The organism is Streptomyces spororaveus (genome assembly GCF_016755875.1).
GTDB classification, from domain to species: Bacteria; Actinomycetota; Actinomycetes; order Streptomycetales; family Streptomycetaceae; genus Streptomyces; species Streptomyces spororaveus.
This window is the reverse complement of record NZ_BNED01000005.1, coordinates 6,062,778-6,084,699: the sequence shown is the minus strand read 5'-3', so window position 1 is coordinate 6,084,699 and position 21,922 is coordinate 6,062,778. Positions and strand designations below refer to the sequence as shown.

At 72.6% G+C, this 21,922-nt stretch carries 20 protein-coding genes; 12 read left to right on the top strand and 8 right to left on the bottom strand.

The genetic code is table 11. The features are described 5' to 3' along the window. Positions 1-148: 148 nt before the first annotated feature. Complete coding sequence (locus Sspor_RS29915; protein ID WP_202201883.1) at positions 149-1,528, top strand: cysteine desulfurase/sulfurtransferase TusA family protein; 1,380 nt, start codon at positions 149-151, stop codon at positions 1,526-1,528. A gap of 133 nt (positions 1,529-1,661) precedes the next feature. Here the strand turns inward: Sspor_RS29915 and Sspor_RS29910 are convergent, their stop codons facing one another. Beyond that, complete coding sequence (locus tag Sspor_RS29910; RefSeq protein ID WP_202201882.1) at positions 1,662-2,636, bottom strand: carbohydrate kinase family protein; 975 nt, start codon at positions 2,634-2,636, stop codon at positions 1,662-1,664. 131 nt (positions 2,637-2,767) lie between these two features. Here Sspor_RS29910 and Sspor_RS29905 point away from each other — a divergent pair, with 131 nt between their 5' ends. Next, on the top strand, positions 2,768-3,007 hold the full coding sequence (locus tag Sspor_RS29905; RefSeq protein WP_202201881.1) for a hypothetical protein: 240 nt from the start codon (positions 2,768-2,770) through the stop codon (positions 3,005-3,007). Positions 3,008-3,079: 72 nt separating this feature from the next. Continuing rightward, the gene (locus Sspor_RS29900; RefSeq protein ID WP_202201880.1) at positions 3,080-4,543 is read left to right on the top strand and encodes a hypothetical protein; all 1,464 of its coding nucleotides are present in this window, start codon (positions 3,080-3,082) and stop codon (positions 4,541-4,543) included. Between the two features lie 130 nt (positions 4,544-4,673). On the opposite strand, the gene erpA is transcribed toward Sspor_RS29900, so the two are convergent. Beyond that, on the bottom strand, positions 4,674-5,030 hold the full coding sequence (gene erpA / locus Sspor_RS29895; protein ID WP_030010511.1) for an iron-sulfur cluster insertion protein ErpA: 357 nt from the start codon (positions 5,028-5,030) through the stop codon (positions 4,674-4,676). Between the two features lie 302 nt (positions 5,031-5,332). Between erpA and nadA the strand changes: the two genes are divergently transcribed. Further along, entirely contained in the window at positions 5,333-6,511 is a 1,179-nt protein-coding gene (gene nadA, locus Sspor_RS29890) for a quinolinate synthase NadA (protein ID WP_486389291.1), read from the top strand. Between the two features lie 130 nt (positions 6,512-6,641). On the opposite strand, the gene Sspor_RS29885 is transcribed toward nadA, so the two are convergent. The 3 genes from Sspor_RS29885 to cobS form a co-directional block, all read right to left on the bottom strand. After that, complete coding sequence (locus Sspor_RS29885) at positions 6,642-9,782, bottom strand: efflux RND transporter permease subunit (protein ID WP_202201878.1); 3,141 nt, start codon at positions 9,780-9,782, stop codon at positions 6,642-6,644. A gap of 136 nt (positions 9,783-9,918) precedes the next feature. After that, positions 9,919-10,647, bottom strand: a complete 729-nt coding sequence (locus Sspor_RS29880) for a response regulator (protein ID WP_202201877.1) — start codon at positions 10,645-10,647, stop codon at positions 9,919-9,921. Between the two features lie 32 nt (positions 10,648-10,679). After that, a complete protein-coding gene (cobS, locus tag Sspor_RS29875) occupies positions 10,680-11,501 on the bottom strand; it encodes an adenosylcobinamide-GDP ribazoletransferase (RefSeq protein ID WP_202201876.1) in 822 nt (273 codons plus the stop codon). Between the two features lie 70 nt (positions 11,502-11,571). On the opposite strand from cobS, the gene Sspor_RS29870 reads away from it, so the two are divergent. Further along, positions 11,572-12,345: a hypothetical protein gene (locus Sspor_RS29870; RefSeq protein ID WP_202201875.1), complete on the top strand. Its 774-nt coding sequence runs from the start codon at positions 11,572-11,574 to the stop codon at positions 12,343-12,345. 74 nt (positions 12,346-12,419) lie between these two features. Here the strand turns inward: Sspor_RS29870 and pspAA are convergent, their stop codons facing one another. Both pspAA and Sspor_RS29860 read right to left on the bottom strand, forming a co-directional pair. Then, positions 12,420-12,698 (bottom strand): PspA-associated protein PspAA, encoded by a 279-nt coding sequence (pspAA, locus tag Sspor_RS29865; protein WP_202201874.1) that lies wholly within the window; start codon positions 12,696-12,698, stop codon positions 12,420-12,422. 13 nt (positions 12,699-12,711) lie between these two features. After that, complete coding sequence (locus tag Sspor_RS29860; RefSeq protein ID WP_202201873.1) at positions 12,712-13,506, bottom strand: PspA/IM30 family protein; 795 nt, start codon at positions 13,504-13,506, stop codon at positions 12,712-12,714. A gap of 263 nt (positions 13,507-13,769) precedes the next feature. Here Sspor_RS29860 and Sspor_RS29855 point away from each other — a divergent pair, with 263 nt between their 5' ends. Both Sspor_RS29855 and Sspor_RS29850 read left to right on the top strand, forming a co-directional pair. Continuing rightward, positions 13,770-14,378, top strand: coding sequence for a DUF3043 domain-containing protein (locus tag Sspor_RS29855; RefSeq protein ID WP_237404092.1), 609 nt, complete (start codon positions 13,770-13,772; stop codon positions 14,376-14,378). A 56-nt stretch (positions 14,379-14,434) separates the two neighbouring features. Then, on the top strand, positions 14,435-15,187 hold the full coding sequence (locus Sspor_RS29850) for a class I SAM-dependent methyltransferase (RefSeq protein ID WP_202203951.1): 753 nt from the start codon (positions 14,435-14,437) through the stop codon (positions 15,185-15,187). A 74-nt stretch (positions 15,188-15,261) separates the two neighbouring features. Here Sspor_RS29850 and Sspor_RS29845 read toward each other — a convergent pair whose 3' ends face one another. Next, the gene (locus Sspor_RS29845; protein ID WP_202201872.1) at positions 15,262-15,474 is read right to left on the bottom strand and encodes a hypothetical protein; all 213 of its coding nucleotides are present in this window, start codon (positions 15,472-15,474) and stop codon (positions 15,262-15,264) included. A 93-nt stretch (positions 15,475-15,567) separates the two neighbouring features. On the opposite strand from Sspor_RS29845, the gene Sspor_RS29840 reads away from it, so the two are divergent. From Sspor_RS29840 to Sspor_RS29820, 5 genes are all read left to right on the top strand, one after another. Further along, on the top strand, positions 15,568-16,773 hold the full coding sequence (locus Sspor_RS29840) for a bifunctional adenosylcobinamide kinase/adenosylcobinamide-phosphate guanylyltransferase (protein WP_202201871.1): 1,206 nt from the start codon (positions 15,568-15,570) through the stop codon (positions 16,771-16,773). 139 nt (positions 16,774-16,912) lie between these two features. After that, on the top strand, positions 16,913-17,977 hold the full coding sequence (gene cobT, locus Sspor_RS29835; protein ID WP_202201870.1) for a nicotinate-nucleotide--dimethylbenzimidazole phosphoribosyltransferase: 1,065 nt from the start codon (positions 16,913-16,915) through the stop codon (positions 17,975-17,977). Between the two features lie 83 nt (positions 17,978-18,060). Continuing rightward, entirely contained in the window at positions 18,061-19,926 is a 1,866-nt protein-coding gene (locus tag Sspor_RS29830; RefSeq protein WP_202201869.1) for a phosphatidylglycerol lysyltransferase domain-containing protein, read from the top strand. Between the two features lie 53 nt (positions 19,927-19,979). Then, positions 19,980-20,624 carry a hypothetical protein gene (locus tag Sspor_RS29825; RefSeq protein WP_202203950.1) on the top strand — a complete coding sequence of 215 codons (645 nt, stop codon included), beginning with the start codon at positions 19,980-19,982 and terminating at the stop codon, positions 20,622-20,624. A 34-nt stretch (positions 20,625-20,658) separates the two neighbouring features. Next, positions 20,659-21,885: a sensor histidine kinase gene (locus Sspor_RS29820; RefSeq protein ID WP_372499638.1), complete on the top strand. Its 1,227-nt coding sequence runs from the start codon at positions 20,659-20,661 to the stop codon at positions 21,883-21,885. The last annotated feature ends 37 nt before the right edge of the window (positions 21,886-21,922 follow it).

The following is a 21,922-nucleotide window of genomic DNA, read 5'->3' as shown; positions in this document are numbered from 1 at the left end:
GGGAGGGTGCCCAACGCGCCGCTACTGCCCCCGAAGGGATGGATCCGCCGTCCGGGGGACGGTGCGAATGGCCCTGAATGGCGGGCTCCGGGGCACATCTGACGCCCCCTGACCTCGAACGCTGCGGGTCCGGGGTTAGCGTGACCGGATGCCGTACTTCGACAGCGCGTCCGCCGCTCCCCTGCACCCCGTGGCCCGCCAGGCGTTGCAGGCCTCCCTGGACGAGGGCTGGGCCGATCCTGCCCGGCTGTACCGGGAGGGAAGGCGCGCCCGGCTGTTGCTCGACGCGGCGCGGGAGGCCGCCGCGGAGGCCGTGGGATGCCGGGCCGACGAGCTCGTGTTCACTCCTTCGGGGACGCACGCGGTTCACACGGGAGTGGCGGGGGTCCTCGCGGGCCGCCGGCGCGTCGGAAGTCATCTGGTCGTATCGGCGGTCGAACACAGTTCTGTATTGCACGCGGCCGAAGTGCACGAGGCGCGCGGCGGGACGGTGACCGAGGTTCCGGTGGACCGGTGGGGCGCGGTGTCGCCCGCCGCCTACGCGGACGCGCTGGTCCCCGAGAGCGCCCTCGCCTGCCTCCAGTCCGCCAACCACGAGGTGGGCACGGTCCAGCCGGTGGCGGAGGTCGCCGAGATCTGCGGGGCGGCCGGGGTGCCCCTGCTCGTGGACGCGGCCCAGTCGCTGGGCTGGGGACCGGTGGAGGGAGCCTGGTCCGTCCTGGCCGCGAGTGCACACAAATGGGGCGGGCCGCCCGGAGTCGGCCTGCTGGCGGTCCGCAAGGGGGTGCGCTTCTCCCCTCAAGGCCCGGCGGACGAGCGGGAGTCGGGGCGCTCCCCCGGTTTCACGAACCTGCCGGCGATCGTGGCCGCGGCGGCCTCCCTGCGGGCCGTACGGGCCGAGGCGGACGCGGAGGCGGCGCGACTGCGGATCCTGGTGGACCGCATCCGGCGACGGGTGGTGCGGCTGGTCCCGGACGTGGAGGTGGTGGGCGATCCGGAGCGGCGCCTGCCGCACCTGGTCACCTTCTCCTGTCTGTACGTCGACGGGGAGACGCTGCTGCACGAGCTGGACCGGGCCGGCTTCTCGGTCTCCTCGGGCTCCTCGTGCACGAGCTCCACGCTGACCCCCAGTCACGTGCTGCGGGCGATGGGCGTGCTGTCGGAGGGGAACGTACGGGTGTCCCTGCCGCCGGGGACCCCGGCGGAGGAGGTCAACGCGTTCCTGGAGGTGCTGCCGCGCGCGGTGGCGGACGTACGGGAACGGCTCGGCGTGTCGGAGCCCCCGCCGGTGGCTCCGGTGGCGGACTCCCTGGAGCTCGACGCGCTGGGGCTGCGGTGCCCGCAGCCGGTGATCGAGCTGGCCCGGGCCATCGTGACGGTCCCCGTGGGCGGCACGGTCACGGTCGTCTCCGACGACGAGGTGGCCCGGCTGGACATCCCGGCGTGGTGCGCGATGCGGGGCCACACGTATGTGGGCGAGACCCCCCGCGAGGTCGGCTCGGCGTACACGGTCCGCCGAGCCGTCTGACGGCACGTTTCAGCCTCGCCGGCGTTTGAGGCGCGGGGTCTGGGGCGGAGCCCCAGGAAACCCGGCTCCGCCGGGCACCGGGCTCCGCCCGGACCCGCTCCTCAAACGCCGGAGGGGCTGGATGCGGCCCGGGTCAGGAGAGGTGGGCGCGGACCTCCGCCGCGGCTTCGTCGCCGTAGGCCTTGGTGAAGCGCTCCATGAAGTGGGCCCGGGCCAGGGTGTACTCCTGCGTGCCCAGGGTCTCGATGACCAGCGTCGCGAGCATGCAGCCCAGCTGCGCCGCGCGCTCCAGCCCGACCCCCCAGCCCAGACCGGTCAGGAACCCGGCGCGGAACGCGTCGCCGACACCCGTCGGGTCGACCTTCGCGGTCTCCTCGGGGCAGCCGACCACGATCGGGGCCTCGCCGACGCGCTCGATCCTGACGCCGTTCGAGCCCAGCGTGGTCACACGGGTGCCGACCTTCGACAGGATCTCCTCGTCGGTCCAGCCGGACTTCGACTCGATGAGGCCCTTCTCGTACTCGTTCGAGAAGAGAAAGGTCGCGCCCTCCATCAGGGTGCGGATGTTGTCGCCGTCCATCCGGGCGATCTGCTGCGAGAAGTCGGCGGCGAAGGGGATCCCGCGCGTGCGGCACTCCTCCGTGTGGCGCAGCATCGCCTCGGGGTCGTCCGCGCCGATCAGGACCAGGTCGAGCCCGCCCACCCGGTCGGCGACGGCCTTCAGCTCGATCTGCCGGGCCTCGCTCATCGCGCCCGTGTAGAAGGAGCCGATCTGGTTGTGGTCGGAGTCCGTGGTGCACACGAAGCGCGCGGTGTGCAGGACCTCGGAGATCCGGACGGACTCGGTGTCGACGCCGTGCCGGTCCAGCCAGGCGCGGTACTCGTCGAAGTCGGAGCCGGCGGCTCCGACGAGGATCGGGCGGCTGCCGAGCTGCCCCATACCGAAGCAGATGTTCGGGCCGACCCCGCCCCGACGGACGTCGAGGTTGTCGACGAGGAAGGAGAGGGAGACCGTGTGCAGCTGGTCCGCGACCAGCTGGTCGGCGAAACGGCCGGGGAAGGTCATGAGGTGGTCGGTGGCGATGGAGCCGGTGACTGCGATGCGCACGGCGTGGACGCTCCTGCTGAGGACGGCGAGGGACAGTCAAAACTACCCGGTAAGCGCCCCTGGGCTGTACCCCCGAAACTACCCCTTAGTAGGTCTTTCTTCGCGTGACCTTGGATGCCTACGGTGCCTTCATGACCTACACCGACGGTTTCGGCTACTCGGAGTACACCGCCGACAAGCGCGGAGCGGAAGCCCCACGGCAGCCCGGTTTCGCCCGCCTGCTGGGTGACTGTGCCCGGATGGCCCCGCACTGGGCGGTCCCGGCGGGCCCCCGGCCGCTGCGCGTGGCCCCCTCGCAGATCCACGGGATCAGCGTTCCGCCCGCGTCGGCGCGGCTGATCGCCTCCACGTCCGTGTACGGGGACCAGTAGGAGGGAACCGGTTTCGCTCCCGCTCCGTCACACCCGCATCAGGTACGACGGGACCGGTGAAGGAGCGATGCGGTGACCAGCGAACGACCCGACGACACATCACGCGGCACACGGCGGCGGCCCGCCTGGGCCGTCGGCTCGATCGCGGCCGCCGTCCTGCTGGCGGGCGGCGGCGGCGCGTACTGGGCCTCGACGGCCTACGGCGACGGTGCTTCGGGCCACCGTGCGGGTGAGCGCGCGGCCTCCGCGCCCCGCGACGCGGGAGACCCCTCGGGTCCGGGCATCGCGCCCGGGGAGCCCGACCCGTCCGGCGGCGGGGTGGTCTACCGGGCCGATGTGAAGCTTCCGGAGGCCCCGGCCGCCACCGCGCCCACCTACGCGCTCTCCGGCGAGGTCACCTCGGCGGAGGTGGCCCGCCTGGCGGCGGCCCTGGGTCTGCCCGGCGAGCCGCGCCTGAGCGGGGACGTCTGGCTGGCCGGGGAGGCCGCCGACGGCTCCGGGCCGCGGCTCACGGTGGCGCGCACGGCGCCGGGCACGTGGAACTTCGCCCGCTTCCAGGCGCCGGGCAACGGCAGCGGCAGCGGTGCCGGTGACGACTGTGTGCGCGGCAAGGACACCTGCGGCCCGGCCACCCTCCCGAAGGACGCGGGCGGCGCGGGTGCGGGCGGCGGGACCCCCGCGGGCAAGCCGGTGTCGGAGGAGGCCGCCAAGGCCGCGGCGGCTCCCGTGCTGGCCGCGGCGGGCCTGGAGGGAGCCTCGTCGGACGCCCGGCTCACCCAGGGTTCGGTACGGGTGGTGGCCGCCGACCCGGTGGTCGGCGGGCTGCCCACGCAGGGCTGGTCCACGAAGGTCAGCGTCGGCTCCGACGGCGCGGTGGTGGCGGGCAACGGGGAGCTGAAGGCCCCGGTACGGGCCGCCGAGCAGCCGGTGGTCGGCGCCGTGGAGGCACTGGCCCGGCTGAATGCGAAGTCGGGCGGCCGTGAGGGCAACCCCGAGCCCAGCGGATGCGCGAGTGCGGTCCCGCTGACGGCGGACACCCCGGCGGCGGCCACGGACACACTGCCGTGCAACCCGGAGCCGCGGCCGATGAAGCCCCCGCGGACGGAGACCGTGAAGGGCGCTGTGCTCGGCCTGGTGCCCGGCGCGGTGAACGGGGCGCAGGGCCTGGTTCCGGCGTGGCTCTTCGAGGTGGCGGGCCAGGGCGGCGGGCCCGGTCACACGGTGGCGCAGCCGGCGGCGGCCCAGGAGAGCACGCCCGGCCCGAAGGACGGCCGGACCGTGCCCGGGTTCTCGTACGCGGAGGCCGACCGGAAGCTGACGGTGAACTTCTGGGGCAGTGTGTGCAGCACCTACGCCGTGGAGGCGCGGGAGCAGGCGGAGTCGGTCCTGGTGAAGATCACGGACACCCCGAACAAGCCGGGTCAGGCCTGCATCATGCTGGCGCAGGAGATGTCCTTGACGGTGACGCTGCAGCAGCCGCTGGGCGACCGGAAGGTGCTGGACGCGACCTCGGGCAAGCCGCTCCCCCGGCAGTGACCGCGGGGGCCGCGTGGGCCGCGGGAGTCGCGGCAGTCGCGGCCCACGGGCGGGACCAGGCATGACACGAGGGCCCGCCCCCGGTCGGATTCCGACCGGGGGCGGGCCCTCGTCGCGTGCGCGTCCAGGCCTAGCTGAACGAGTCGCCGCAGGCGCAGGAGCCCGTGGCGTTGGGGTTGTCGATCGTGAAGCCCTGCTTCTCGATGGTGTCGACGAAGTCGATGGAGGCACCGTGGAGGTACGGGGAGCTCATCCGGTCCGTGACGACCTTCACACCGTCGAAGTCCTTCACGACGTCGCCGTCGAGGGAGCGCTCGTCGAAGAAGAGCTGGTAGCGCAGGCCGGAGCAGCCACCGGGCTGGACGGCGACGCGCAGCGCCAGGTCGTCACGGCCTTCCTGCTCCAGCAGGGTCCTGACCTTCTCGGCGGCGGCGTCGGACAGGAGGATGCCGTCGCTCACAGTGGTCTTGTCGTCCTGTACGGACATCTGCATTCACTCCCGAAGTGGGCGGCTCCCCGCCTGAGGCGGGGAAACGTCGGACTCTTGCCGTCGGTGGCAACGAGCGGGACCGCGGATTCATTCCGGGACCCGACGCTTGTTTCAGATATTCCATGCTCGCACACCGCGCGCGGGGGTGGGCCCGGTGAATCGTGGGCTGATGCGTCACATTGACACTATCGGCATCGTCAAACTGACGTGAAGCGGTTATGATAGATAGCGTCAAGTAGACGAGAAGTCGTAGCGATGATCCAGAAGTCCCTTGTCGCAGAACAGAAAGGGTGCGTGTCGTGACCACCGCCCAGCCCTTGGACGTCCAGCCGACGCCCCTTGCCCTGCTGCTGCTCGGCCGTGAGGCCGACCCCAAGAGCGAGCGCGGGGTGGAGTGCCCCGGCGACCTGCCCTCCCCGTCGGACCCGAACCTCGTGGAGCGTGCCCGCGCGGCCAAGGAGAAGCTCGGTGACAAGGTCTTCATCCTGGGCCACCACTACCAGCGTGACGAGGTCATCGAGTTCGCCGACGTCACCGGCGACTCCTTCAAGCTGGCCAAGGACGCGGCCGCCAAGCCGGAGGCCGAGTACATCGTCTTCTGCGGCGTGCACTTCATGGCCGAGTCCGCGGACATCCTGACCTCGGACGACCAGAAGGTGGTCCTGCCGGACCTGGCGGCCGGCTGCTCGATGGCCGACATGGCCACCGCCGAGCAGGTCGCGGAGTGCTGGGACGTGCTGACCGAGGCCGGCGTCGCCGATGTCACGGTGCCCGTCTCGTACATGAACTCCTCCGCCGACATCAAGGCCTTCACCGGCAAGCACGGCGGCACGATCTGCACCTCGTCCAACGCGAAGAAGGCCCTGGAGTGGGCCTTCGAGCAGGGCGAGAAGATCCTCTTCCTCCCGGACCAGCACCTGGGCCGCAACACCGCCGTCCGCGACATGGGCATGTCCCTGGACGACTGCGTGCTCTACAACCCGCACAAGCCGAACGGCGGCCTGACCGCCGAGCAGCTGCGGAACGCCAAGATGATCCTGTGGCGCGGGCACTGCTCGGTGCACGGGCGGTTCTCGGTCGACTCGGTCAACGACGTCCGCGCCCGCATCCCCGGCGTGAACGTCCTGGTCCACCCCGAGTGCAAGCACGAGGTCGTCGCGGCCGCGGACTACGTCGGCTCGACGGAGTACATCATCAAGGCGCTGGAGGCGGCCCCGGCCGGCTCCAAGTGGGCCATCGGCACCGAGCTGAACCTGGTCCGCCGCCTGGCGAACCGATTCGCCGCCGAGGACAAGGAAGTCGTCTTCCTCGACAAGACGGTCTGCTTCTGCTCGACGATGAACCGCATCGACCTCCCGCACCTGGTGTGGACCCTGGAGTCCCTGGCCGAGGGCAACCTCGTCAACCAGATCCAGGTCGACAAGGAGACGGAGAGCTTCGCGAAGCTCGCCCTGGAGCGGATGCTGGCGCTCCCGTAGCCCGTCCGGACCCGATCGCCGAGAAGGGGCACCCCACCGGGGTGCCCCTTCTCGTTGTGGCCGCCCGTCCGGCACGCGCCGAGGGGCGCCCCGGAAACCGGGACGCCCCTCGGGTCTCACCGCGGGCCCGTCAGACGCGGGCCGGAGCGTCGTCCGAGGCCTCGGACGGGGTCGGCACCGACGTCCGTCGGGCCTCGCGCTTCGCCGTGCGCTTGGCGCGGCGGCGCTCCTTGCGGAGCTCGACCATCGTGTAGAGGGTCGGCACCAGCAGCAGCGTCAGCAGGGTGGAGCTGACCAGGCCGCCGATCACCACGACCGCGAGCGGCTGCGAGATGAAGCCGCCCTCGCCGGTGACGCCCAGCGCCATCGGCAGCAGCGCGAAGATCGTCGCCAGGGCCGTCATCAGGATCGGGCGCAGTCGGTGCCGGCCGCCCTCGATGACCGCTTCGACGACGCCCAGGCCCTGGGCGCGGTACTGGTTGACCAGGTCGATCAGCACGATCGCGTTGGTCACCACGATGCCGATGAGCATCAGCATGCCGATCATCGCCGGGACGCCCATCGGGGTGCCGGTGGCGATGAGCAGGCCGAGCGCGCCGGTCGCCGCGAACGGGATGGAGACCAGCAGGATCAGCGGCTGGACCAGCGACCGGAAGGTCGCGACCAGCAGCATGAACACGATCGCGATGGCCGCGAGCATGGCCAGGCCCAGCGACCCGAAGGCCTCGTCCTGGTCCTCGGAGACGCCGCCGATGGAGGCGGTGACGCCGTCCGGCAGGTGCAGGGCCTTGAGCTTGGTCTGCAGTTCGGCGCTGACCGCGCCGGTGTTGTCGCCGAGCGGCCGTGCGGTGACGGTGGCGGCGCGGGCGCCGTCGATCCGGGTCATCGCGACCGGGCCGGGGACCTCCTTGACCTCGGCGATGTCGCCGAGCTTGGCGGGGCCGACCGGGAGCGCCCGCAGTTCGGCCAGGGTGGTGGCCGGCTGCGCGGACCGGATGACGATGTCCCGCTCGGTGTCGTCGAGTACGGCCTTGCCCGCCGGGTTGCCCCGGACGGCCTGCGAGACGATCGCGCCGAGCGCGGCCTGGTTCAGGCCGGCCTCGGCCGCCTTGGGGGTGGCGGTAACGGAGATGCGGGGCACGGACTGGGACAGGTCGCTCTGCACGTCGGCGACGTTCTTGAGCTTCGCGACCTCGGCGCGGACCTGCTCGGCGCCGTCGGCCAGGGCCTTGGCGTCACCGGCCTTGACGACCACGCTGAGGTTCTGGCTGCCGAAGCCGTCGCCCGCGACGATGCGGGTCTCGCCGATGCCGTCGAGGGCGGCCAGCTTGCCCTCGATGCTCTTCTTGACGGCGTCCGCCTTGCCGGAGTCCTTCAGGCTCACCTGGTACGAGGCCTGGTTGGAGCCCGTACCGCCGCCGAAGGCGGCGAGGAAGCCGGAGGAGCCGACGGTGACCTGGTAGCTCTTGATGCCGTCGACCGAGGCCAGCACCTTCTCGATCTTGCGGCTCGCCTCGTCGGAAGCGGCCAGCGAGGTGCCCGGCGCGAGTTCCTGCTTGACCGTCAGGACTTCCTGCTCGCCCTGGTCGAAGAAGTTGGTCTTCAGCATCGGGGTCATCCCGAAGGTGCCGAAGAGGACGACCACCGCGATGGCCACACTGGTCAGGCGGCGCCGGGTGGCGAAGCCCAGGACGCGGACGTAGAGCAGCTGGAGGCGGCTGCGCGCCTCCTTCTCCTCCGCCTCGCGGCGGGCCTTCGCCGCGCTCTCGGCGTTGCCGGGCTCGACGCCCTTGGGCGCGCCCAGGAACCAGTACGAGAGCACCGGTACGACCGTCAGCGAGACGAGCAGCGAGGCCAGCAGGGCCGCGGTGACGGTGAGCGAGAAGGAGCCGAAGAGCTCGCCGATCATGCCGTCGGTGAGGCCGATCGGCAGGAAGACGGCGACGGTGGTGAGGGTGGAGGAGGTGACCGCGCCGGCGACCTCCTTGACCGCGGTGATGATCGCGGCCTCGCGCTCCTCGCCGTAGCCGAGGTGGCGCTTGATGTTCTCCAGGACCACGATCGAGTCGTCGACCACGCGGCCGATGGCGATGGTGAGCGCGCCCAGGGTCAGCATGTTGAGCGACAGGTCGCGGGTCCACAGCACGATGAGCGCGAGGACCACGGACAGCGGGATGGAGACCGCCGTGACCAGCGTCGAGCGCAGCGAGGCCAGGAAGACCAGGATCACGATCACCGCGAAGAGCAGGCCGAGCATGCCCTCGGTGGTGAGGCTGGAGATGGACTTGGCGACGGCCGGGCCCTGGTCGCTGACGACGGTCAGCTCGGCGCCGGCGCCGAGCGCGGTGCGCAGCTCGGGCAGCTTGTCCTTGACGGCGTCGGAGATGGCGACGGCGCTGCCGTCCTTGTCCATGGTGAGGACGAGGGCGAGGCTGGGCTTGCCGTTGGTACGGGTGATGGAGACGGCCTTGGCCGGCTCCTGCTTCACGCTGGCGACGTCGCCGAGGCGGACGGCCGACTTGCCCGTGCCGGAGCTCAGGCGCAGGTCCTCCAGCTGGGCGAGGGAGGTGTAGCCGGAGCCGACGCGCACGGTGCGGTTCTTGCCCGCCTCGTCGAAGGAGCCGGCGGGGACGGCCGCGCCGCCCGCCTGGAGGCCCTCGGCGAGCTTGACGCCGTCGAGGCCGGCGGCCGCGAGCTTGGCGTTGTCGGGGGTGACGGTGACCTGGAGGTCCTGGACGCCGTCGACGGTGACCTGGCCGACGCCCTCGATGTCCGAGAGGACGGGGACGACGGAACGTTCCAGCTGGTCGGCGAGCGCCTGCTGGTCCTTGCCGGAGGTGACGGCCAGGATGACGGTCGGGATGTCGTCGGTGGAACCGGCCACGACCTGTGGGTCCACCTCGGCGGGCAGCCGGACGCGGGCCCGGTTGACGGCCTGCTGGACGTCGGCGACGAGCTGCTTGGTGCCGCCGTCGCCGTAGTCGAAGGTGGCCATGATGAGGGCGTTGCCCTCGCTGGCGGTGGAGGTGATGCCGGTGAGGCCGTCGACGCCCTTGAGTGTGGCCTCGATCGGTTCGACGACCTGCTTCTCGACCACGTCGGGCGAGGCGCCCTGGTACGGCGCGAGCACGGACACCATCGGCAATTCGATGGAGGGCAGCAACTGCTGCTTGAGCTGCGGGATGGCTATGGCGCCGAAGAGCAGCGCCACGATCGACACGAGGCCGACCAGGGCCCTTTGGGCCAGGCTGAAGCGGGACAGCCAGGACATGGTTATGAGATCTCTCTGCAGTGACGAACGCGAGGGCACTCCTACCCTGTCGCACCGCCGTGGCGCGTTTCGTCGACCGCAGGTGCCGTCCTTATGTGCGGCATACCGCGTTCGGAGTACTCCGTTCTGGGCAGTACTACTCCGCGCGGGGGCGGACGAGTCCCGATTCGTAGGCAATAACCACCAATTGGGCCCGGTCGCGGGCGCCGAGCTTGGCCATGGCCCGGTTCACGTGGGTCTTGACGGTCAGCGGGCTGACCTCCAGCCGTCCGGCGATCCCGTCGTTCGACAGCCCGGCCGCCACGTGTACGAGGACCTCGCGCTCCCGAACCGTCAGCGCGGCGAGCCGCTGCGCGTGCGCCCCGGCGGCGGCTCCGGCGGCGGCCGGGTCGGCGCCGCCGCCCTGGGCGAGGAAGGTGGCGATGAGCCCTTTGGTGGCGGCCGGGGAGAGCAGGGCCTCGCCGGCCGCGGCGACGCGGATGGCGTTGAGCAGCTCCTCGGGCTCGGCGCCCTTGCCGAGGAAGCCGGAGGCGCCGGCCCGCAGGGCCGAGACCACGTACTCGTCGACCTCGAAGGTCGTCAGCATCACCACGCGCACGTCGGCGAGTTCCGGGTCCGCGCTGATCGTGCGGGTGGCGGCGAGCCCGTCGGTGCCGGGCATCCGGATGTCCATGAGGACGACGTCGGGGCGGGTCCGGCGGGCGAGTTCGACGGCCTGCGCGCCGTCGGAGGCCTCCCCGACGACCTCCATGTCGGGCTCGGAGTCCACGAGCACCTTGAACGCGCTGCGCAGCAGCGCCTGGTCGTCGGCGAGCAGCACCCTGACGGGTGCGGCGGAGGGCGGGTCCGTCGCGAGTTCGTCCACGAGCCGAGGGTACGTGTCCCCCGTCCGCGCGCTCAGCCCAGGGCGAGGACGATCAGCGCGGTGGTCGCCGCGACCTCGGCCAGGGCGCCGAAGACGTCGCCGGTGACCCCGTCGAAGCGCCGTACGCAGCGGCGCAGCAGCAGCTCCGCGGCGAGCAGGGCGGCCAGGACCGCCGCCGCGCTCCGGCCGGCGGCGGGCAGGCCCATGGGGAGGGCCGCGGCCGCGGCGAGCACGACGGTGAGCACGGTGATCGCGGCGGCGGCGCGGCGCGGGACCACCCCGGCCACGGCGGCGCCGAGCCCCTCGGGGCGGGCGGCCGGGACGCCTTCGCGGCAGGCCAGGGTCATGGCGAGGCGGGCGGCCACGGCGGCGACCACGGCGGCGAGGGCGCCCTCGGCGCGGCCGTCGGCGTAGATCTCGGACAGGGCGGCCACCTGCGTGAGCAGCACGAGCACCAGGGCCACGACGCCGAAGGGGCCGATGTCGGACTGCTTCATGATCCGCAGGGCCTGGTCGGCGGGTTTGGCGCTGCCGAGGCCGTCGGCCGTGTCGGCGAGGCCGTCCAGATGCAGTCCCCGGGTCAGTGCGGCCGGTACGGCGACGGTGAGGGCCGCGGCGAGCAGCGGGCCCCCGCCGAGCAGCAGGAGGAGCACTCCGGGCAGGGCCGCGAGCAGGCCCACGACTAGCCCGGCGAGCGGGGCGCAGGCCATTCCGGTGCGGGCGGCGGGGCGGTCCCAGCGGGTGATGCGCGCGGGCAGCACGGTGAGGGTGCCGAACGCGAAACGGACGCCGTCGGGGAACGAGGCGCGTTCCGGGGGCGGCGTCTGGGGCGGGCCGTCGAACGAATCTGTCATCGGCGGGAACGGTACCCGCTCTGCGCGGGCGGTAAATTACCCATTACATGCCAAATAGGGAGTCAGTGGGATGGGTCACTGGTGGTATCGGAACATCGTCGAACCGGGGAAGCTGCCGCTCCTGCTCGCCCTGCTCTCCTTCGTCCTGTCGTTCCTGGTCACCCGTGTGATCACCCGGATGATCCGGGCCGGCCGGGGCCCCTTCACGAACGTCACCCCGGGCGGTCTGCACATCCACCACGTGGTGCCGGGCGTGATCCTCGTGATCATCGGCGGCTTCGGCGCGGTCGGCAGCGGCCGGTACGGCTTCGGCGCGTACGCCTCGGCCGTGACCTTCGGCCTGGGCGCGGGCCTGGTCCTGGACGAGTTCGCCCTGATCCTGCACCTCGACGACGTCTACTGGAGCGAGCAGGGCCGCAAGAGCGTCGAGCTCGTGGTCGTCACGGCCGCCATCGTGGCCCTGGTCATCGGCGGTTTCGTGCCCTTCGGGGTGAACGACCTGTCCACCGAGGAGCGCCAGAGCCGCGGCCTGGTCGTCATGAACGGGGCCACCAACTTCTTCCTCGCGCTGCTCGCCCTGTGGAAGGGCAAGGCGCGCACCGCGCTCTTCGGCCTGGTCGTCCCGTTCGTGGCGCTGGTCGGCGCGATCCGGCTGGCCCGGCCCGGATCCCCGTACGCGAGGAAGTTCTACGCGAACCGGCCGCGCGCCCGGGCCAAGGCCGGGCTGCGGGCCTTCCACCACGACCGGCGCTGGGCGCGGCCGCGCCGCGCGTTCGAGAACTTCATCGGCGGGACCCCGGACCCGGACCGCACCGTCTCCCTGGAGAAGCCGCCCCCGCACTGAAGACGGCGGCGGGCCCGCCCCCCGTCGAAGGGGGCGGGCCCGCCGCCGTGCTGTCGGTGTGCCCCGTCCGGAGCTCAGCCCGGGATCAGGCCGTCGTCGCTGAGCATCTCCCTGACCTCGTCCAATCCGGCGTCCGCCGCGGGGAGGATCAGCTCGGACGGTTCCAGCGCGTCGTCCGGCAGCGGCGTGCCGAGCCGCCGTACGGCGTCGAGCAGCGCGCCCAGCGTCCGCCGGAAGCCCTCCTCGTCACCGCCCTCCATCTCCGCGAGCAGCTCGTCGTCCAGCTTGTTGAGCTCGGGGAAGTGGCTGTCGGCCACTTCCACCTGGCCTTCCCCCATGATGCGGACAATCATGACGGGCCCCGTCCTACTGCTTGTCGAACCGGTGCGGAGCCTGCGGCTGCTGCCCGTTGCCCTGGGCGCCGCCCTCGATGGCCTGCTGCTGGGCGGACGGGCCGCCCGCCAGCTCGGCCTTCATGCGCTGGAGCTCCAGCTCCACGTCCGTACCGCCCGAGAGGCGGTCCAGCTCGGCCTGGATGTCGTCCTTGGAGCCCAGTCCGCTCTGGTCGTCGAGCGCGCCGGAGGCCAGCAGCTCGTCGATCGCGCCGGCGCGGGCCTGCAGCTGGGCGGTCTTGTCCTCGGCCCGCTGGATGGCCAGGCCGACGTCGCTCATCTCCTCGGAGATGCCGGAGAAGGACTCCGCGATGCGGGTCTGCGCCTGGGCCGCCGTGTAGGTGGCCTTGATGGTCTCCTTCTTCGTGCGGAAGGCGTCCACCTTGGCCTGGAGCCGCTGGGCGGCGAGCGTCAGCTTCTCCTCCTCGCCCTGCAGGGTCTGGTGCTGCACCTCCAGGTCGCTGACCTGCTGCTGGAGCGAGGCGCGCCGGGACAGGGCCTCGCGGGCCAGGTCCTCGCGGCCCAGGGCGAGCGCCTTGCGGCCCTGGTCCTCCAGCTTGGCGGACTGCCCCTGGAGCTGGTTCAGCTGCAGCTCCAAGCGCTTGCGGGAGGTCGCCACGTCGGCGACCCCGCGGCGCACCTTCTGCAGCAGCTCCAGCTGCTTCTGGTACGAGTAGTCGAGGGTTTCGCGCGGGTCCTCGGCCCGGTCAAGGGCCTTGTTCGCCTTCGCGCGGAAGATCATCCCCATACGCTTCATGACACCGCTCATGGGCTTCGCGCGCCCCCTTCTAGACGGACTGTGCTCCAGGTCACCGACAGGACCCACAGTACGGGCCCTGTCTCCATTACCGCACTGTTCGAGTACGGATGCGCTCCTCCTCCAGGACGACTACGCCCGCGCCCCATCAGGCGTAAGGAGTAGGTGATCCCAGGAGAACGGACCCACCGCACGAACCGTGCTAAGGGAAGGACGCCCGCCGTTGCCGGATCGTTCCCCAGCGGGGTGGGGCCCGTGCCCGCAACCACGTAGGCTTGGGTTTTGTGTTTGGTAGCCGCTCCTCCAAGGAAGAGAAGGCCGCCGCCACCGACAAGGTGAGCGCCGACCTCTCGCAGCCCCGTGACCCGCAGGCCCCGAAGGGCCGCCCTACGCCGAAGCGTGCTGTGGCCCAGTCGCAGCGCAAGGCCGTGGTGGCCTCGACCGGCAACCGCAAGGAGGATGCCAAGCGAGCCCGTGAGCGCCGCCGTACCGAGATGGCCAAGCAGCGCGAAGCGCTGGCCAACGGCGACGAGCGCTATCTGCCCACCCGGGACAAGGGCCCCGTCCGCCGGTTCGTCCGCGACTTCGTGGACTCCCGCTACTCGGTCGCCGAGATGTTCCTGCCCCTGGCGGTGATCATCCTGGTGCTGAGCATGGTGCGCCAGCCGTCGATCCAGACCATCGCGCTGACGCTGTGGCTCGTCGTGATCGTCCTGATCCTGCTGGACTCCATCGGTCTGTGGTTCCGCCTCCGCAAGGCCCTGGTCACGCGCTTCCCGGACGAGCCCCGCCGCGGCGCCATCGCCTACGGCCTGATGCGCACCCTCCAGATGCGCCGGCTCCGTCTCCCGAAGCCGCAGGTCAAGCGCGGGGAACGGCCCTGACCGGAGGGACGCCCGGCGCGTCGGGGGAAGGCTTCGCCGAGGGGGCAAGGCTCTGGCTGGAAGGCCTGGGCGGACTGCGCAACGCGGTCCGGCAGGAGCTCGTGGGCCGGCAGGTCGACGAGCAGATCGCGCAGCGCTTCCCGGTCGGGCAGCGGCTGCGCGTCCTCGACGTCGGCATGGGCCAGGGCACGCAGGCCCTGCGGCTGGCCCGCGCCGGGCACAAGGTGACGGGCCTGGAGCAGGACCCCGGCATGCTCGCCGTCGCCCGTGAGGCGCTGGCGGCGGAGCCCGCCGGGATCCGCGACCGGGTGACCCTGCTGGAGGGCGACGGCCGCGAGACCGGGGCCCACTTCCTGCCGGGCAGCTTCGACGTCGTGCTGTGCCACGGCGTGCTGATGTACGTGCCCGAACCGGACGCCATGCTGGCCGGGCTGGCCCGGATGCTGGCCCCGGGCGGACTGCTGTCCCTGCTGGTGCGCAACGGCGACGCGCTCGCCATGCGGCCGGGCCTGGACGGTGACTGGAAGGGCGCGCTGGCCGCGTTCGACTCCACCGACTACACGAACCGGCTGGGCCTGGACGTCCGCGCGGACCGGCTGGCCGGACTGACGGCGACCCTGTCGGGGATCGGTGCGCCCCTGCAGTCCTGGTACGGCGTACGCGTCTTCACGGACGGCACCGAGGCGGGCGAGGTCCTGCCGCCCGACGAGGAGCTGGAGCGGCTGCTGGCCGCCGAGGACCGGGCCGGCCGGATCGACCCCTACCGGGGTGTGGCGGCACTGCTGCACCTGTGCGGCGTACGGGGCTGAGGCCCGCACGACAGGCATGAGGAAGGGGGCGGGCCGGGGATCACCCCCGGCCCGCCCCCCTTTCCCTGCTGCGGCTACGCCTCCAGGGCGGCGCGCAGGCTCATCGTGTAGAGCTCGGTCCCGCTGTCGTCGGACAGCTTCACCTGCTCGACGCCGCCCTCCAGCAGGTCCTTCCAGTACTCACCGACCCAGGACTCCGCGTCCCCCTGCGTGGTGAACTCCTCGGGTACCACCGACGGGCTCGTCTCGGTGCCGTCGGCCGTCTCGAACCGCCACGTCCACGCCATGTCCGCCTCCGTTGCTCGCACGCTTCCTGCCCTGAGTGTGCCCGCAGAGTAACCGGGCGCGCAGCAGTCTCGGCGACGCGGGAGGATCATCCTGTGGAACTCACTCTGCTCGGCACCGGAACACCCGACGGCCTGCCCCGCCCCGGCTGCCCCTGCGCGGCCTGCGCGGTCTCCTTCGGCACGCGCTCCCGCGCCGCCACGGCCGTCCTGGTCGACGGGGCGCTGCTGCTGGACCTGACCCCCGGGGCGGTGCTGGCGGGCGCCCGGGCCGGGCATTCGCTGGCCGGTGTGCGGCAGGTGCTGCTGACCCACCCGCACGACGGGCCCGCGGTCGAGCTGCCGCCCGGGCTGCCGGCCGCCGGGCGGGTGCCGGACGGGCGGGAGCTCGCGGTGATCTCCGGGCACCGGGTGCGCGCGGTGCCGATGGACGCGCCGGGCACCGGGTACGAGGTGACCGGCCCGGACGGCGGCCGGCTGCTGTACCTGCCGCCGGGCGGGGCCCCCGCCGGGACGAACAACGGGCCCGCGCAGCGCCCGTACGACATGGTCCTCATGGATGTGCTGGGCCGGCCCGAGGCGCTGGCGCGGCTGCGGGCGAGCGGCGCCGTCGGCCCGGCCACGGACGTGATCGCCGTCCACCTGGACCACGACACCACGCCGGGCCGGGAGCTGGAGCGCCGGTGCGCGGCGGCCGGGGCCCGGGCGGTGCCGGACGGGACGACCGTGATCGTCGGGGAGTACCCCTCGGTACCGGACCTGCCGCGCCGGACCCTGGTGCTGGGCGGGGCCCGTTCTGGCAAGTCCGTGGAGGCGGAGCGTCGGCTGGAGTCCTTCCCGGAGGTGGTCTACGTGGCCACCGGAGGCACCCGGGACGGCGACGCGGAATGGGCGCAGCGGGTGGGCCTGCACCGGGAGCGCCGGCCGGGGAGCTGGCGGACGGTGGAGACGTGCGAGCTGGTCCCGCTGCTGGCCGCCGACGGGCCGCCGCTGCTGATCGACTGCCTGGCGCTGTGGTTGACGGACGCGATGGACCGGGCCGGGGCGTGGGACGACGAGGTGTGGACGGAGAGCGGCCGGCGCCGGCTCGCCGAGCGGACCGCCGAGCTGGTGGCGGCGGTGCGCGCGACCCGCCGACCGGTGGTGCTGGTCAGCAACGAGGTCGGCTCGGGCGTCGTCCCGGCGACCTCCTCGGGCCGCCGCTTCCGCGACGAGCTGGGCCGGCTGAACGCGGCGGTCGCGGGCGAGTGCGAGCACGTGCTCCTCGTCGTCGCGGGCCTGGTGACCGTACTCAAGGAATAGCGGGGGACGGCGCCTGCAAGGCTCGTCGGCGAGGAGCCGACGGCCGCTGCGGCGACGGGGGTTGCCCCGCTCCACGACCGGGCCGGAACAGGGCGCCCAAGGCCTGAGGGAAGGCCTCACCGGCTGTACTCTCTGGCAGATGAGCACGCTGAATCTCGACGACTTCTCCGATCTGATCGAGCGCCCCGACGGGGGCGTCCGGCGTGACGCCGAGGAACGCCGTGAGCGCCTCGCCGTCCCGCCCGGCGCGCTGGGCAGGCTCGACGAACTCGCCGAGTGGCTCGCCGCCGCGCAGGGTCGGGTTCCGGTCAAGCCGATCGAGCGGCCCCGCGTGGTGCTGTTCGCCGCCGACCACGGGATCGCCGCCGAGGGCGTCTCCGCCCGGGCCGCGTCCACCGGCCACGAACTGGTGCGGGCCGCCCTCGACGGTGTCAGCCCCGTGGCCATCCTGGCCGGACGGCTCGGCGCGACCATACGGATCGTCGACGCCGGGCTCGACTGCGATCCGGGGCTGCTGCCCGCGGACGTGGTCGCGCACCGGATCCGGCGCGGCAGCGGCCGGATCGACGTGGAGGACGCGCTGACGGCCGAGGAGGCCGAGGCCGCGGTGCGGCTCGGGATGCGGATCGCCGACGAGGAGGCCGACTCCGGAACGGATCTGGTCGTCCTCGGTGACCTGAGCGTGGGCGGGACCACCGTCGCCGCGACCCTCGTCGCCGCGCTGTGCGGGACCGACGCCTCGGTGGTCACGGGGCGGGGCGGCCTGCCCATCGACGACCTGGCCTGGATGCGCAAGTGCGCGGCGATCCGCGACGCGCTGCGCCGGGCGCGCCCGGTCCTGGGCGACCAGGTGGCGCTGCTGGCCGCGGTCGGCGGCGCGGACGTGGCCGCCATCACCGGTTTCCTCCTCCAGTGCGCGGTACGCCGTACGCCGGTCATCCTTGACGGTGTCGTTTCGGCCGCGTGCGGACTGGTGGCCCAGCGGGCCGCGTTCCGGGCTCCTGACTGGTGGCTGGCCGGACAGGCCAGCGGCGAGCCGGGTCAGGCGAAGGCACTTGACCGAATGGCGCTCAACCCGGTGCTCGACCACGGCGTCACAGTAGGTGAAGGTACCGGGGCGTTGCTGGCTCTCCCCCTCGTCCAGGCGGCCGCCGCACTCGCGGCGGAACTCCCGGAGCGGGCGGTGGAGGAGCCGACGGAATGAGCCGCCGGGGCCCCCGGTCCCGACCAGGCCGAGGCCCCCGACCGCGCAAGGACGGACAGCTGCGCCCCATATGATCGCTTTTTATGGGAGAGGTCCGTTTGGCCAGCGCAGAGACCGACCGCACCGCCGCACCGGCGACCGGTCCGTCATCCGGCAGGAAAGACACCGGCGGCGATCCCGCCGGCAAGGCGGCGGGGGGCGGCCGGGAGACCGGCAGGGGGAGCGCCCGCTCACGGCACGGAGCCGCCTTCGCGGTCTGGTACCTGCGCGCCGTCACCTTCGTCAACTTCCTCAGTGCGGTGTGGGTTTCGCTCGGGCAGGACCTGCGGCGCCACAACGCCGACCACTTCTACACCCCGTACATGCTCACCGCGGGCTTCGCCTCCGGCCTCTTCACGCTGATGCTCGCCGTCACCCTCGGCCGCCGCAAACGCGCCTCCTGGATCCTCAACCTCGCGCTCAGCGTGTCCCTGGTGGTACTGCTCTCCCGGGGTCTCTACCTGAACGAGGGAATCCGGCAGCACGCGCAGAACTGGGTCTCGCTCGGCGTGACCGCGCTGTTCGTCGGCGCCCTGCTGCTGGGCCGCCGCGAGTTCTACGCCAAGGGCGACCGCTCCAACCCGGCGCTCGCCAGCGCCGTCGCCGCCGTCGGCCTGCTGGCCGCCTCGCTGGTCGCGGCCCTGCTCGTCGGCGCCACCAACACCTCCCCGCTCAGTGCCGAGGCCTCCTTCCCCGCGCGCTGGAAGTACGGTGTGATGCGGCTGATCACCCTGGCCCCCGGCGAGCGGGTCTCCGAGGCGATCATCACGCCCGGCTGGGTGGACGTCGCCGTCAACGTCATGTCGATGCTGCTGCTGCTCGCCGTGCTGTTCGCCGCCTTCCGCTCGCGCCGCGCCGTCGACCCGATCAGCGAGGAGGACGAGGAGCGGCTGCGGGCCCTGCTGGCCCGGCAGGGCGACCGCGACTCGCTCGGCTACTTCGCGCTGCGCCGCGAGAAGTCCGTCATCTGGTCCCCCACCGGCAAGGCCGCCGTGACCTACCGCGTCGTCGGCGGGGTCTCCCTGGCCTCCGGCGACCCGATCGGCGACCCCGAGGCCTGGCCCGGCGCCATCGACCCGTGGCTGGCCGAGGCCCGCGAGCACGGCTGGGTGCCGGCCGTGATGGGGGCGAGCGAGGAGGCCGGGCAGATCTACGCCCGGCACGGCCTGGACGCCCTCGAACTCGGTGACGAGGCGATCGTCGAGACCGCCGAGTTCACGCTGGAGGGCCGCGCCATGCGGACCGTCCGGCAGGCCTTCAACCGGGTCAAGCGGGCCGGGTACACCGTCCGCATCCGCCGCCACGACGACATCCCGGCCGAGGAGATGGCCGAGCTGGTGCGCCGCGCCGACGACTGGCGCGACGGCGCCACCGAGCGCGGCTTCTCCATGGCGCTGGGCCGGCTGGGTGATCCCGCCGACGGCCAGTGCGTGATGCTGGAATGCACCGACGGCAGCGGCGAGCTGCGGGCCGTGCTGTCCTTCGTGCCGTGGGGACCCAGGGGTCTGTCGCTGGACCTGATGCGCCGTGACCGGGACTCCGAGAACGGCCTGATGGAGTTCATGGTCATCGAACTCCTCGAACGCTCCAAGGAGATCGGGATCACCCAGGTCTCCCTCAACTTCGCGATGTTCCGGTCCGTCTTCGAGCGCGGGTCCCGGCTCGGCGCCGGCCCGGTGCTGCGGATGTGGCGCTCGCTGCTCAGCTTCTTCTCCCGCTGGTGGCAGATCGAGTCCCTCTACCGGGCCAACGCCAAATACCGGCCGATCTGGGAACCGCGGTTCATGCTCTTCGAGAAGAGTTCGGACCTGCTGCGGATCGGTGTCGCGGCCGGCCGGGCCGAGGGCTTCCTGGAGGCCCCCGGCCTTCCGAAGTGGCTGCACCGCAGACACCTGGAGACCCGCCGTTGACAGCGTGGAACAAGTCCCCACTGCGGCAGTTCGCCCGCCGTGAGTGGGGACCCATGTTCTGGACCGTCCGGGACGCGCTCGTCCGCGACAGATGGCGGGCGATCCCGATGACCCTCGGCGCGGTCTGTCTGACCTCGGTCTTCCAGATCGTGCAGAACACCTCCTGGGGGTTCCAGCCGGTCCAGAACCTCGGATCGGTCAAAGCCGCCGACCCGCTCGGGCTGGCCCTCCTGCGCACCCCGCTGTCCCTGTTCGTCCCCGCCCTGGACCTGCCGGTGTGGGGGGCGCTCGCGCAGATCCTGCTGGTCTTCGGCATCGCCGAGATCTGCATCGGCTGGTGGCGCACCCTGCTGATCGGCTACGTCGCCACCCTCGCCGGGACCACCTACGCACGGATCGGGCTCGCGCTCGGGCCGGAGCACGCCCTCGGCCTGCCGGTGTCCGACCGGATCGTCAACGACACCGGGCCCTCGGCGGCGGTCGTGGGCCTGGCCATCTACGTGTGCTGGCGCTACCGGGCGTACCTGACCGGCGCCCTGGTGATCCTCGTGATGATCGGCGAAGTGCTGGTCAAGGACAACCTCGCCGGCAAGGAGCACCTGGCGGCCATCGCCGCCGTCATGGCGGTGTGCGTGGTGCGGGCGCGCTGGGGTCCGGTGCGGTCCCGCGTCCCGCTGGGGCACCGCACGCCGCCGTAGCGGGCATCGGCGGGCGAGGCCGTACCGTATCCGGGTGACGACAGATCTCGGGCCGTTCGCCCCCACCCGGCAGTGGATGCGGGCCCATCCGCTCGCCACCGACGCCGTGCTGGCGTTCGGGGCGTTCGTCGCCATGGTCGTCGGCTCCTTCGCCAGTCCGCACGGGCCGCACGGGCCCACCTTCGGGACGCGCGCCCCCGAGCCGTTCTCGCTGCTGCTGATGCTGCTCGGCGCGGCCGCGCTGGTGTTCCGGCGCCGGCGGGCGCTCGCCGTGCTCGCCGTGACCTGCGGGCTGTCCCTGCTGGAGCTGACCACCGGGGAACCGCGGGCGCCCGTCGCCATGTGCGCGGTGATCGCCCTGTACACGGTGGCCGCACGGACCGACCGGCCGACGACCTGGCGGATCGGGCTGCTCACCATGGCGGGTCTGACGGGCGTCGCCATGCTGGCCGGGCCGCTGCCCTGGTACGCGCAGGAGAACATCGGGATCTTCGCCTGGACGGGCATGGCCGCGGCCGCCGGGGACGCCGTACGCAGCCGGCGGGCCTTCGTCGACGCCATCAGGGAACGGGCCGAGCGCGCCGAGCGGACCCGGGACGAGGAGGCCAGGCGGCGGGTCGCCGAGGAGCGGCTGCGGATCGCCCGGGACCTGCACGATGTGGTGGCCCACCACATCGCCCTGGTCAACGTGCAGGCGGGAGTGGCCGCGCACGTCATGGACAAGCGCCCGGACCAGGCCAAGGAGGCGCTGGCGCACGTACGGGACGCCAGCCGGTCGGCGCTGAACGAGCTGCGGGCCACGGTCGGCCTGCTGCGGCAGTCGGGCGACCCGGAGGCGCCGACGGAGCCCGCGCCGGGGCTCGGCGTCCTGGACGAGCTGGTGGACACCTTCCGGCACGCCGGGCTGCCGGTGGAGGTCATCGTCCAGCTGGACGGGACGGCGGAGGCGGGGGCGCTGCCGGCGGCCGTGGACCTGGCGGCGTACCGGGTGATCCAGGAGGCGCTGACGAACGTGCGCAAGCACGCGGGATCGGGCGCGAAGGCTGAGGTCAGCGTGGTGCGGGTGGGGCCGTCGGTGGAGGTGACCGTCCTCGACGACGGCGGCGGCTCGGCCGGCCCGGGCCCGGAACCGGCCGACCCGGGCGGCGGGCACGGCCTCCTCGGCATGCGCGAGCGCACCGGAGCACTGGGCGGCTCCTGCTTCGCCGGCCCCCGCTACGGAGGCGGCTACCGCGTCCACGCCATCCTCCCCGTGGGATAGCCGTCTCCTCCTCGGCCCGACCCTTTTCAGCCTCGCC

What these genes read in the sequence shown, in the direction of transcription:
- Sspor_RS29915 (WP_202201883.1), top strand. Translation starts at nt 149, where the DNA reads ATGCCGTACTTCGACAGCGCGTCCGCCGCTCCCCTGCACCCCGTGGCC.
- Sspor_RS29905 (WP_202201881.1), top strand. Translation starts at nt 2,768, where the DNA reads ATGACCTACACCGACGGTTTCGGCTACTCGGAGTACACCGCCGACAAG.
- erpA (WP_030010511.1), bottom strand. Translation starts at nt 5,030, where the DNA reads ATGTCCGTACAGGACGACAAGACCACTGTGAGCGACGGCATCCTCCTG.
- Sspor_RS29885 (WP_202201878.1), bottom strand. Translation starts at nt 9,782, where the DNA reads ATGTCCTGGCTGTCCCGCTTCAGCCTGGCCCAAAGGGCCCTGGTCGGC.
- cobS (WP_202201876.1), bottom strand. Translation starts at nt 11,501, where the DNA reads ATGACAGATTCGTTCGACGGCCCGCCCCAGACGCCGCCCCCGGAACGC.
- Sspor_RS29870 (WP_202201875.1), top strand. Translation starts at nt 11,572, where the DNA reads ATGGGTCACTGGTGGTATCGGAACATCGTCGAACCGGGGAAGCTGCCG.
- pspAA (WP_202201874.1), bottom strand. Translation starts at nt 12,698, where the DNA reads ATGATTGTCCGCATCATGGGGGAAGGCCAGGTGGAAGTGGCCGACAGC.
- Sspor_RS29860 (WP_202201873.1), bottom strand. Translation starts at nt 13,506, where the DNA reads ATGAGCGGTGTCATGAAGCGTATGGGGATGATCTTCCGCGCGAAGGCG.
- Sspor_RS29845 (WP_202201872.1), bottom strand. Translation starts at nt 15,474, where the DNA reads ATGGCGTGGACGTGGCGGTTCGAGACGGCCGACGGCACCGAGACGAGC.
- cobT (WP_202201870.1), top strand. Translation starts at nt 16,913, where the DNA reads ATGAGCACGCTGAATCTCGACGACTTCTCCGATCTGATCGAGCGCCCC.
- Sspor_RS29830 (WP_202201869.1), top strand. Translation starts at nt 18,061, where the DNA reads ATGGGAGAGGTCCGTTTGGCCAGCGCAGAGACCGACCGCACCGCCGCA.
- Sspor_RS29825 (WP_202203950.1), top strand. Translation starts at nt 19,980, where the DNA reads ATGTTCTGGACCGTCCGGGACGCGCTCGTCCGCGACAGATGGCGGGCG.